8 protein-coding genes and 1 pseudogene are annotated in these 11,407 nt (G+C 73.6%); 5 read left to right on the forward strand and 4 right to left on the reverse strand.

Features of this window, described 5'->3' with window-relative positions; all coding sequences use genetic code 11:
* The coding region (locus ADY01_RS25775; protein ID WP_159001427.1) for an SDR family NAD(P)-dependent oxidoreductase at positions 1-3,904 on the forward strand (3,904 nt) is incomplete at its 5' end.
* A gap of 103 nt (positions 3,905-4,007) precedes the next feature.
* Here ADY01_RS25775 and ADY01_RS25780 read toward each other — a convergent pair.
* The 3 genes from ADY01_RS25780 to ADY01_RS25790 all read right to left on the reverse strand — a co-directional run bounded on the left by ADY01_RS25780 (position 4,008) and on the right by ADY01_RS25790 (position 7,115).
* Positions 4,008-4,739, reverse strand: coding sequence for an HAD-IA family hydrolase (locus ADY01_RS25780; RefSeq protein ID WP_078900602.1), 732 nt, complete (start codon positions 4,737-4,739; stop codon positions 4,008-4,010).
* Between the two features lie 94 nt (positions 4,740-4,833).
* Complete coding sequence (locus ADY01_RS25785) at positions 4,834-5,964, reverse strand: Gfo/Idh/MocA family protein (protein ID WP_049578293.1); 1,131 nt, start codon at positions 5,962-5,964, stop codon at positions 4,834-4,836.
* Positions 5,961-7,115 (reverse strand): aminotransferase class I/II-fold pyridoxal phosphate-dependent enzyme, encoded by a 1,155-nt coding sequence (locus ADY01_RS25790; RefSeq protein ID WP_049578294.1) that lies wholly within the window; start codon positions 7,113-7,115, stop codon positions 5,961-5,963. Before ADY01_RS25790 ends, ADY01_RS25785 begins: the two co-directional genes overlap by 4 nt.
* Positions 7,116-7,353: 238 nt before the next feature.
* On the opposite strand from ADY01_RS25790, the gene ADY01_RS25795 reads away from it, so the two are divergent.
* Both ADY01_RS25795 and ADY01_RS25800 read left to right on the forward strand, forming a co-directional pair.
* Complete coding sequence (locus tag ADY01_RS25795; protein WP_049578296.1) at positions 7,354-7,794, forward strand: type II 3-dehydroquinate dehydratase; 441 nt, start codon at positions 7,354-7,356, stop codon at positions 7,792-7,794.
* Positions 7,795-7,846: 52 nt separating this feature from the next.
* Positions 7,847-8,725 (forward strand): ROK family protein, encoded by an 879-nt coding sequence (locus tag ADY01_RS25800; protein ID WP_234320414.1) that lies wholly within the window; start codon positions 7,847-7,849, stop codon positions 8,723-8,725.
* Between the two features lie 159 nt (positions 8,726-8,884).
* On the opposite strand, the pseudogene ADY01_RS41650 reads toward ADY01_RS25800, so the two are convergent.
* Positions 8,885-9,379: pseudogene (locus ADY01_RS41650) on the reverse strand (arylamine N-acetyltransferase); the annotation flags it as partial.
* Positions 9,380-9,592: 213 nt separating this feature from the next.
* Here ADY01_RS41650 and ADY01_RS25805 point away from each other — a divergent pair.
* A complete protein-coding gene (locus ADY01_RS25805; RefSeq protein ID WP_049578305.1) occupies positions 9,593-10,417 on the forward strand; it encodes an alpha/beta fold hydrolase in 825 nt (274 codons plus the stop codon).
* 103 nt (positions 10,418-10,520) lie between these two features.
* Positions 10,521-11,407 (forward strand): serine/threonine-protein kinase (locus ADY01_RS25810; protein ID WP_159001429.1); only part of this gene is annotated, 887 nt, incomplete at its 3' end.

Below are 11,407 nucleotides of genomic sequence, written 5' to 3' on the forward strand. Positions count from 1 at the left end.
GGCCGCGGTCGGCACCCTGCGCCGTGACGACGGCGGGGCCGACCGGTTCCTCACCTCCCTCGCCACCGTGTACACCCACGGCGGGACCATCGACTGGTCCGCCGTCCACCCCGGCGCACGCGCGTGGGACCTGCCGACCTACGCCTTCCAACACCACCACTACTGGCTGGGCCGGCGAGCAGGGACCGCCGACGCCGCGGCGCTGGGACTCGACCGGGCCGATCATCCACTGCTGGGCGCCGTGGCCGAGCTGCCCGGGTCCGGGGGCCTGCTGTTCACCTCGCGGCTGTCGCTGAGCACCCATCCGTGGCTGGCCGACCACACGATGGCAGGAGTGACCGTCCTGCCCGGCGCGGGCTTCGTGGAGTTCGCGCTGCGCGCCGGCGACGAGGCCGGCTGCGGTGTCGTGGAAGAGCTCGTCATCGAGGCGCCGCTCATCCTGACCGAGCGCGAAGGCGTGCGGCTGCGCGTGACGGTGGACGCGCCGGACGAGTCGGGCCGACGCGCGATGACCGTGCACTCGCGCGGTGAGGACGCCGGCGCGGAGGCGGAATGGACCCGCCACGCCAGCGGGACCCTCGCCCCGGAGAGCCCTGCCGAGCCGGACGACGCGGACCTGACGCGGTGGCCGCCCGCCGGAGCGGTGGCGGTCCCGGAGGAGCGGGTGCGGGGCGTCTACGAGGAGCTGGCGGCGGACGGGTACGGATACGGCCCGGCCTTCCGCGGCCTGCGAGCGGCGTGGACGCGGGGCGAGGAGATCTACGCGGAGGTCGCCCTGCCCGAGGGACTGGCCGCCGAGACCGGCGCGTTCGGCCTGCACCCCGCACTGCTCGACGCGGCGCTGCACGCCACCGCGTCGCGCGAGCGTGTCGGTGACGAGTCGGGGCCCATGCTCCCGTTCGCCTACCGGGGCGTGTCCCTGCACGCCTCGGCCGCGTCGGCGCTGCGGGTGCGCATCACTCCGCAGGGCACGGACGGGGCGGGCATCCGGCTGGCCGATCCGAGCGGGGCGCTCGTCGCGGTGGTCGAGTCGTTGGTGTCGCGGCCGATGCCGGCCAAGGTGCTGGACGCCGCGGCCCGGACCGCGATGAACCAGATGTTCGTCGTGAGGTGGGAGGAGGCGCCGGCCGCCGCCGGCGCCCGGCTGGACACCGTCTCCGTGCGCACCGCGGACGACGTACGGCAGGTGGCCGCCGCGGTTGTCGCGCCCGGCACCTCCGACGCGCCCGTGCTGCTGTACGAGGTCGGTGCCGGGGGTGCCGGCCGTGCCGTGGGCGACGGCGCCGGGGTGACCCCCGTGCGCGAACTCACCGGCGAGGTGCTGGGCGTGGTGCACGCCTGGCTGGCCGAACCCGCGCTGGAGGGCGCACGCCTGGCGGTGCTGACCCGCGGTGCCGTGGGAATCCGGGACGACGACCTGGTCGACCCGGCGGTCGCCGCGGCCTGGGGACTGGTCGGCGCCGCGCAGTCGGAGCACCCCGGTCGCATCCTCCTCCTCGACCTCGACGACGCATCCTCCACCGAGGAGGCGCTCCCCGCCCTCCTCGCCGGTCTGCTGGACGGCGACGAGCCCCGACTCGCCCTGCGGGACGGCGTCTGCCACCTGCGGCGGCTGGCCAGGGCCGGGGCGGGCGAGGTGCTGAGCGCGCCGGAGGGAGAGCCCGGGTGGCAGCTCGGCACGCGCGCCCCGGGCGCGCTGGAGAGCCTGGCGCTCCTGCCGTCGCCGAAGGCGCTGGAGGCACTGCCCCCGGGACATGTCCGCGTCGAGACCCGCGCGGCGGGCCTCACCTTCCGCGATGTCCTGACGGCCCTGGGCACGTACCCCGACGAGATCGGCATCGGCAACGAGGGCGCCGGCGTGGTCACGGAGGTCGGCCCGGGAGTCACCCGGTTCGCCCCGGGCGACCGGGTCATGGGCCTCTTCGAGGGCGCGGCCGGTCCCCTCGCCGTCGCCGACGTCCGCACGCTCGTGCGCATGCCCGAGGGCTGGTCCTTCGTGCAGGCGGCCGCGGTCCCCCGCGCGTTCCTCACGGCCTACTACGGACTGCGGGACCTGGCGGGCCTGGAGCGCGGGGAGTCGGTGCTGATCCACGCCGCCGCCGGTGGCGTCGGCATGGCCGCGGTCCAGCTGGCCCGGCACTGGGGCGCGGAGGTCTACGGAACGGCGAGCCCGGCCAAGTGGGGCGCCGCACGCGTGGCCGGTGTGCCGGACGGACGACTGGCCAACTCCCGGACCCTCGACTTCGAGCAGCGCTTCCGCGAGATGACCGAGGGCCGTGGCGTCGATGTCGTCCTGAACGCCCTCGCCGGTGACCTCGTGGACGCCTCGCTGCGACTGCTGCCCAGGGGTGGCCGGTTCGTCGAGATGGGCAGGAGCGACCTCCGCGACGCGGCGGAGGTGGGTACCGGGCACCCGGGCGTGACGTACCGCGCCTTCGACCTGGCCGACGCGGGCGCTCAGCGCATTCAGCACATGCTGACCGAACTGGCCGACCTGTTCGAGCGGGGGGTGCTCACCCCGCCGCCGATCACCGCATGGGACGTCCGGCGCGCTCCGGCCGCCTTCCGGTTCATGAGCCGGGCGCAGCACATCGGCAAGAACGTCCTCACCCTGCCGCGCCCGCTCGACCCGCGGGGCACCGTCCTCGTCACGGGGGGCACCGGAGCGCTGGGCACGATGGCCGCCCGCCGCCTGGTGACCGAGCACGGCGTACGGAACCTGCTGCTGACCGGCCCCAGCGGCTCCCGGGCCGACGGCATCGCCGAGTTGGAGCGGGAGCTGACCGCACTCGGCGCACACGTGCACATCGCCGCCTGCGACGTCGCCGACCGCGACGCCCTGGCCGCGCTGCTGTCCTCGGTGCCGGACGACGCGCCGCTGACCGCCGTGGTGCACAGCGCCGACGTCCCCGACGACGGCGTGATCACCGCCCTGACCGCGGAACGACTGGACGCCGTCCTCGCCTCGCAGGCGGACGCCGCCCTCCATCTGCACGAGCTGACCCGGCACGTGGATCTGGCGGCGTTCGTCCTGTTCTCCTCAGCCGAGGGGACCCTGGGAAGCCCCGGGCAAGCAGGTCATGCGGCGGCCGGCGCCTTCCTGGACGCGCTGGCACATCGCCGTAGCGCCCAGGGACTCCCGGGCGTCTCCCTGGCCTGGGGCCCCTGGGCACAGGACTCCGGGACCGGGCTGTCGGAGGACGAGGGCGGGGCGCTGTTCGACACCGCACTGCACCTGCCCCAGCCCGTGCTGCTGCCCATGAAACCGGACTTCGCCGCGCTCCAGGCCCAGGCCGCCACGGCACCGGTGCCGCCGTTGCTCCGCGGCCTGGTACGGCAGACCCGGCGCACCGCGGGGACGGCCGCCGACACCGACGCCTTCACCCAGCGCCTGACCAGGGCCACCCCCGAGGCCCAGGAACAGATCCTGCTCGATCTGGTCCGCGAGGAGGCCGCTCGGGTACTGGGCCACGCCGGCGCCCACGCCATCGGGCCGGACCTGGCGTTCCAGGAGATCGGCTTCGACTCCCTCACGGCGGTCGAACTGCGCAACCGGCTGGCCAAGCGCACCGGGGTACGCCTGCCCACCACGTTGATCTTCGACCATCCGACGCCCGTCGCCCTGATGCGCCTGCTGCGGACGGAACTCTGCCCGGACGCTCCGCCGGACGCCGCGCCGGGTGACACGGGCAGCGAGGAGGACCTCCGCCGCGTGCTGGCCAGGACTCCGCTGAGCCGGTTCCGTGAACTGGGCATCCTCGACGCCCTCATGACGCTGGCCCGGGACGTGGAGGGCGGCCCCGCGGAAGGGGAACCGGCACCGGAGTCGGCAGCGGCCGCGATCGCCGAGATGGACATCGACAGTCTGGTGCAACGAGCCATGAGCAAGGCCGGTGGGCAGTGACGGTTCGGACGGCGGAGGCCGGGACGACCACTCCCGGGACTCCCGGGAGGAAGCCCCGGCCTCGCCGTTCGTTCCCACCGGAGAGCGAGGCCGGTGGGTCAGGTCACCGAGGACTTCGCTCACTCGTCGTCCGGGAGGTCACCCCGTCGACGACCTCGGGGCACAGCGGCAGCAGTTCCGCCGGCCGGCGCAGAACGACGTCGGGCTCCGCCGCGAGCAGCGTCTTCTCATCCGTCTCCCCCCACAGCGCGGCCACCGCCGTGACGCCCGCCGCCCGCGCGCTGGCGAGGTCGGTGACGGCGTCCCCGACCATCACGGTCCGGGCGGGATCCGCCGCGAGCAGGTCCATCGCCTTCAGCACGATGTCCGGCGCCGGCTTGGGCCGGGCCACCTCGTCCGAGCCGAGCACCGCGTCGAACCAGTCGCGGATGCCCAGCGTGTCCAGCAGCGAGCGGGCCCGCGGCCCGCTCTTCCCCGTGGCCACGGCGAGCCGCACCCCGCGGCGGCGCAGCTCCGACAGCAGCTCGGGCACGCCGTCGAAGATCTCCACCCGGTGGGCGAGCCGGTAGCTCTCACGGACGAACGGTTCCTCCATCTCCAGCGGCAGCCCCATGATCCGCATGATGTCGGGAAAGTAGCGGCCCAGATGCCGGTTGTACTCCTCGAACGGGGGCTCACCGTCGCCGACGACCTCGGCGTAGGCCAGGGTGAACGCCTCGCGCATCACCGCGAAACTGTTGACGAGGACACCGTCGAGGTCGAAGACCACCGAGGTGACCGGGGCGGCGGTCGCGCAGGCGAGCGGGCTGTCGTGACGGTCGGGTTGGCTGGTCATGGAGCACTCCTGTAGTGCGGGCCCGGTGCGGCGGACGCCGGCCCGGGTCTCGCGGGCGGTCCGCGGAGCAGTGAAGCGGGTGGAGCCGGCGCGGTCACACCGGCTCGGCCTCCCGGGCCTTCGGGGCCTCCTGGGCGGGGGCGCTCCGGGCCGAGGCGTAGACCCGTTCGATGGCGCCGATCGTGCGGCGTACCTCCGCGATGGCCCGGCCCGGTCCGGCCGGGTCCCGAAGCTGCGCGGGCAATGCGGCGAGCTGCCGGTCGTACTCGGCGCCGACGGGTTCGGTGGGCACGGCCACGGGGTGGGTCTCACCGTCCATGGTGCGGGTCAGGGTGGACTCCTGGAGGCGGTTCGGGCTGAATCCGAGGGTGCAGCGCAAGGTCGCGCTTCCCCCGCTGCCGTCGATGGTGATCCGGGTGGTGTCGAGCGCCTCGTGCGATGCCCAGCTGGCGTGCAGGGCGACGGACCGGCCGTCGTCGGTGACGAGGAAGCCGCGCGCGGTGTCCTCGACGTCGGTCCCGCCGGTGAGCGCGTCCCCGTCGTCACCCCGCCAGTCGGCCCGCGAGGAGCGCCGGGTGATGAAGTCGGCGGAGACGGTGCCGATGGCGTGCCGGAAGGCGGCGGTGCCGAGCAGCGGTCCGGCGATGTCGAACAGATGCCAGCCCAGGTCGACCAGCGCCCCGCCGCCCGCGAGGGACCGCTGGGTGAACCAGCCGCCCCGGTCGGGTACGCCCCGCGCGCGCACCCAGGCCAGTTCGACATGGCGGATGCGTCCCAGCCGGGTGGCGAGCCGGTACAGCCCGCGCACATCGGCGCGGTAGGCCGCCGCGCTGCCGGCCAGCAGCACCGCGCCGCCGGAGCGCTCGGCGTCCGCCAGCCGCTCGGCCTCCTCGGAGGTCAGGCACACCGGCTTCTCCAGGAACACCGCGATGCCCTTGGCCAGCAACTCGCCGGCGACCGCGCAGTGCAGATGGTTGGGCACCGCGACCACCGCGAGGTCCACCACGGCCGGGTCCAGGTCGTGGATCGTCGCGAACGTCGACAGCCCGGCCGTGTCCTGCGCCCCGGCGACGGCCGCGCGAGAGCCCTCGGCGGGGTCGACCGCCGCCGTCACCGTGAACGCGGGGTTGCCGCGCAGCCGGGGCAGCCAGATCGAACGGGTGGCCCAACCCAGGCCCACCAGGGCGATCCGGATCGGCCCCCGGCCGTCGGACAGGACGCTCATGCGCCCGCGAGCACGTCGGCGATGACGGCGGCCACCTCGTGCATCTGCTCCTCGCTGCCCAGCAGCACCCGGTGGTGCAGCCAGAAGCCGTCGCGGGTGAGCGCCTCCGAGTGCGGGCACCGGCGAGCCAACTCGTCCACCGTCAGGTCCGGTGCCGCGACCTCCCAGAAGGCGGCCGTACGGTAGACCGCGCGGAAGGCGACGAACGCGGGCACCCCGCGCTCCACGAGCACATCGACGACCTTGGCGCGCCGCTCCTCGGTGATGCCCGGGACCCGGAACATCGCCATGTAGTGCGGATTGCGGTTCCCGCGGTCGTCGCGTGCCTGCGGCACGACACCGGGTATCCGGGCGAGCTGCCGGCTCAGTACCGGCCAGCGCTGTTCACGGAGGGTGATCTGGTCGTCGAGGCGGGCGAGCTGGGCGCGGAGCACGGAGGCGGAGAACTCGTTGAGCCGGAAGTTGGAGCCCGAGGTGCGGTGGAAGTACCCCCGGTCGGTGCGCGGGCGTCCGCAACTGTGCCTGACGAAGCCCTTCTCGGCCGACTCGGCGTCGGGGAAGAGCACGGCGCCCCCCTCGCCGGCGCTCATCAACTTCCCGTTCTGGAAGCTGAACGTCGCGACCGAGCCCAGTTCGCCGACCTTCTTGCCCTGCCACTGCGCACCGTGCGCGTGGGCCGCGTCCTGGATCAACGGCACCCCGGAGTCCGCGGACAGCTTGCCCAGCGCGTCCATGTCGCACATCTGGCCCGCCATGTGCACCGGCATGATGGCGCGGGTCTTCGGCCCGATCGCCGCCTCGACCGCGGCGGGGTCGATGCAGTAGGTGTCCGGGTCCACGTCGACGGGGACGGGCACCGCGCCCAGCCGCTGCGCGGCCTGCGAGGACGAGATGAAGGTGAACGCGGGCACGATCACCTCCGAGCCGGCGCCCACGCCGAGCACCTCCAGGGCGAGTTCGAGCGCGTGCGTGCCGTTGGTGACCGCCAGCGCGTGCTCACTCCCGTGCGCCGCGGCGAACTCGGCTTCGAAGGCGTCCACCTCACCGCCGCCGATGCGCCACCATTGCCCTTGCTCCAGGGCCCGGATCAGACCCTCGCGCTCCTCGTCGCCGTACTGCGGCCATGCGGGCAGTTCGGATTCCAGTCGCATACCGTTGCTCACGTTTTTCCCACACCCTTTATGCGCTATGGAGGCCAGGTCCTCAGCGGACGCAATAGCACGCTAACCGGCCGACCGTGCAATCGTCATGCCCCCTCAAGACCCCCCTACATCCCCCTCAACAATGCCGCTGCCCAGCATCCCTTCGTCCTCCCGCGATATGCGTGCTATACATGGCACTTCCGTGATGTGCCGCTGTAATTCAGCCGACCCCAGGGTGAGGTGTGCGTTGAGCAGGCTGTTGTTGGTGAACGGGCCGAATCTCGGCATACTCGGAAGGCGTCAGCCCGAGATCTACGGCACGGATACGCTCCAGGACATCGAGCGCTGGGTCGAGGAAGAGGTCGCTGAACGCGGCTGGAAAGTGGACTCCTACCAGTTCGACGGTGAAGCGGAGATCATCCAGACGATTCAGGGGAACTACGACACCGTCGGCGCCATCATCAACCCGGCCGCGCTCATGATGGCCGGATGGGGGCTGCGTGACGCACTGGCCAACTATCCGCGGCCGTGGATCGAGGTCCATCTGTCGAATGTCTGGGCACGCGAGCGGTTCCGGCACGAGTCGGTGACGGGTCCGCTGGCCGCCGGCGTCATCTTCGGGCTCGGCGCGCTGGGATACCGGCTCGCCGCACGGGCCCTGCTCGAAACGGTGCCGGACGAGGGCTGACGGGCGGGAGACGACCATCAGTCATCTGGGAATCGACGTCGGCGGCTCCAAGGTGGCCCTCCGCCTCGAACACGACGACCTGAGCACCGTCGAGCGCACCTTCCGCTGGCCGGAGCCGGACGGTACGGCCGCCAGGGCGCCCGGCGACGCCACCCGCGACCTCGACCTCTTGGCGCGCCACGTCAGGGACCTGTGCGCCGGCCACCCCGAGCGGCTCGGCGGCGTCGGCGTCGCGATGCCCGCCACGCTGGACGCCGCCGGCACGGTCACCGCCTGGCCCGGCCGCCCCGGCTGGGCGGGTCTCGACCTGCGCGCCGCGCTGTCCGGCCTTTTCGGCGACACCGCGGTGAACTGCGCCGACGACGGTGACCTCGCCGCCCTCGCCGAGGCCCACGAGGCCAGGTGCCCCGACCTGTTCTATCTGGGGGTCGGCACCGGCGTGGGCGGCGGCATCGTACGGAACGGGGAACCGCTGCCCGGCCCGGGCCGAGGCTCCTGCGAGGCCGGCCACCTGATCGTGGACCGCGCGGGACCGCCGTGCGACTGCGGCCGGCGCGGCTGCCTCCAGGCGGTGGCGTCGGGCCCCGCGACCCTGCGCCGGGCGGCACGGCGACGGGGCGGTGAGGTGACGTTCACCGCGCTGCGCGAGGCCGTGCGCGACGGGGAGCCGTGGGCCGTGACCTCGCTGGAGGAGAGCTGTGCGGCCCTGGCCGCGGCGGTGGCCGGGGTGTGCGAGCTGCTCCACCCCTCGCTCGTGCTGATCGGCGGCGGCTTCGCCGCGGCGCTGCCCGGCCTGGTGCCGGGGGTGGCCGAACGGACGGCGGCGCTGGAGCGCCAGGGGCATCCGCTGCCGCCGGTCCGCCCCGCACGGCTGGGCGGACTGTCCTCGCTGCACGGTGCCCTCCTGCTGGCCAAGGCTCCGCCGCCCTGACCCGGCCGGGGCACGGTCACGTGGCGGCCCGCCGTCCGCGGAGACCACCGACGCCTTCAGCGCCACGCTCGTCGCGATCTGCTCCGGCAGCGGCAGCCCACGCAGGTCACCCGCTCCGATGGAGTGGCGACCATGTGCTCGATTTCCCTGCCCCACTCCCCGCCGGGCATCGAATCCCATCTCGACGAGGAGGCGATGGAGGATGAAATTCAGCTCGAAACAAACGCCACCCCGTTTCATCGCCGAGTCGAATACGCGGTGGAGGTCGAAATCCTTGTACGGCTGATGCAGGATGTATCCGGTGTCGTAGGGAATGTTGAAGAGATATCTGGAAGCGCGACGCGCAGGCACAGTTCCCGGGGCAGGAGCGCGGCCACCGTGTCCCGGTCGGACACGTCGCCCGCGACGATCCGCACGCGCGCGCCCGGTCCCGCGAGTTCGGCCTCCACCTCGGCCGCGCCGGGCGCCTCCGCGCCCCTCCGGCGGACACGCGGTGTCCACGGTCACCGTCGGAGCCCACGGAACACCGCCGGCGTCACGGCTCGTCAGGCAGCCCTCAGCGCCGTCCGGAACATGGTGCAGGTACCCGGCGAGGCGTCGCGAACGGATCTCAGTTCGGTACGCGGCATCCGGGCTGCCTCCATGGTCTGTCACACATCTCCACGATGTTCCCCACGGGAATGCCTGACCCAGCGAGGCCGCAACCCCCTGACCATCCGCCTAGCCTTCGTGAACCGGGGGACCCGGCCCCCGGCCCGAGGGCCGGAACCCGCCGGGCAGGCGACGGGTTGCCGCCCGTTCGATGAGCGGTACGGCACGTAGGGTGTCATGGCCGGAGTGGCTCGTGGCCTGGGAGGAGTGGACACGGTGACCGACTGGGAGCTGGGCAGGACGTTCGACAGCACCTCGGGCCAGGTGCGCTGGGACCGGCTCGGCGATCCTGATGCCGCGCCGGTGGTGCTGCTGCACGGCACACCGTTCTCCTCCTACGTCTGGCGCGGCGTGGCCGGCGCGCTCGCCGGGCGTCACCGGGTGTTCGTCTGGGACATGCCCGGCTACGGCGCTTCGGCCACGTTCGACGGACAGGACGTCTCGCTGGCCGCCCAGGGCCGGGTCTTCACCGAGCTGCTCGACCACTGGGGCCTGTCCGAGCCGCTCGTCGTGGCACACGATTTCGGCGGCGCCGTCGCCCTGCGCGCCCATCTGCTGCACGGCGCGCGCTATCGGCGGCTCGCGCTGGTCGATCCGGTCGCCCTGGCCCCCTGGGGCTCGCCGTTCTTCCGCCTGGTCAGCGAGCACTCCGCCGTCTTCGAGCAGCTGCCGCCCCACCTGCACCGCGGGCTCGTGCGTGAATACGTCAATTCGGCGAGCAGCCCGGGCCTGCACCCGGCGACCCTCGACCGCCTGGTCGAGCCGTGGCTCGGTGACGAGGGCCAGCGGGCCTTCTACCGCCAGATCGCGCAGGCCGACCAGCGCTTCACCGATGAGATCCAGGGACGATACGGTTCCATCTCCCTCCCCGTCCTGGTGTGCTGGGGCGAGGACGACAGCTGGATCCCCGTGGCCAGGGCGCACGAGTTGGCCTCGCGCATCCCGGCGGCCGAGCTGCGTCTGCTTCCCGGCGCCGGCCACCTGGTCCAGGAGGACGCCCCGGCCGAACTCACCGCGGCCCTCCTGGGTTTCCTCACCTGACCACCCCGACCGTGGCCGCGGCGCCCCGTCGGAGGAGTGCGGCGGCGAGGCTACGATGCGCCCTGTTGACCGAAAGCCGCGCATCGTCGGGGGACGTGGGACCGTGGAAGACCGAGATCGCATACTCGCCGACCGTTACCGGCTGGTGCGCCCGCTCGGGCAGGGCGGGATGGGCGAGGTGTGGGAGGCGCGCGACGAGAGCCTGCTGCGGCCGGTCGCGGTCAAGGTGATCTCGGTGCTCGCGGGCGGCGGTAGCCGCTCCGGCGAGGCGCGGGCCCGTTTCCTGCGGGAGGCGCGGATCACCGCCGCGCTCCAGCATCCGCACATCGTCACCGTGCACGACCTCGGCGAGGCCGCCACCGACGAGGGCACCACGCCGTTCCTGGTCATGGAACTGCTCCGTGGCCAGGGCCTGGACGCCGTCATCCGCCGCGGCCCCGCCGGCGAGGCGGACGCCGCCCGATGGGGCGCGCAGGTCTGCGAGGCGCTGGCCGAGGCGCACGCCGCCGGCATCCTGCACCGCGACATCAAGCCCGCGAACCTGTTCGTCACGGCCCTGGGCAGCCTGAAGGTGCTCGACTTCGGCATCGCCCGTGCCGCCGACCCGTCCGCCGCCGGGGACCGGCTGACCCACACCGGGTTCGTGGTGGGCTCGGCCGCGTACATGGCGCCGGAGCAGGCGCGCGGGCACCCGGAGCAGCGCAGCGACCTGTACGCGCTGGGCTGCGTGCTGTTCGAACTGCTCACCGGGCGGCTGCCGTTCACCGCGCCGGACACCGTCGGGTACCTCACGGCGCACCTGCACGACGTTCCCCCGGCGCCGAGCAGCGTCGCGCCGGGCGTCTCCGCCGCGTGGGACGACCTGGTCCTCCGGCTGCTGGCCAAGGACCCGGGCCGGCGGTACGACTCGGCCGCCGCGCTCGCCGACGAGCTGCGCCGCCTCGACGGCCCGGCGCACGCCGCGCCCCCGGCGCCCCGCTCCACCCCGAC

This window comes from Streptomyces sp. SBT349 (genome assembly GCF_001083795.1).
Taxonomy (GTDB): Bacteria; Actinomycetota; Actinomycetes; order Streptomycetales; family Streptomycetaceae; genus Streptomyces.

What these genes read in the sequence shown, in the direction of transcription:
- ADY01_RS25780 (WP_078900602.1), bottom strand. Translation starts at nt 4,739, where the DNA reads ATGACCAGCCAACCCGACCGTCACGACAGCCCGCTCGCCTGCGCGACC.
- ADY01_RS25790 (WP_049578294.1), bottom strand. Translation starts at nt 7,115, where the DNA reads ATGCGACTGGAATCCGAACTGCCCGCATGGCCGCAGTACGGCGACGAG.
- ADY01_RS25785 (WP_049578293.1), bottom strand. Translation starts at nt 5,964, where the DNA reads ATGAGCGTCCTGTCCGACGGCCGGGGGCCGATCCGGATCGCCCTGGTG.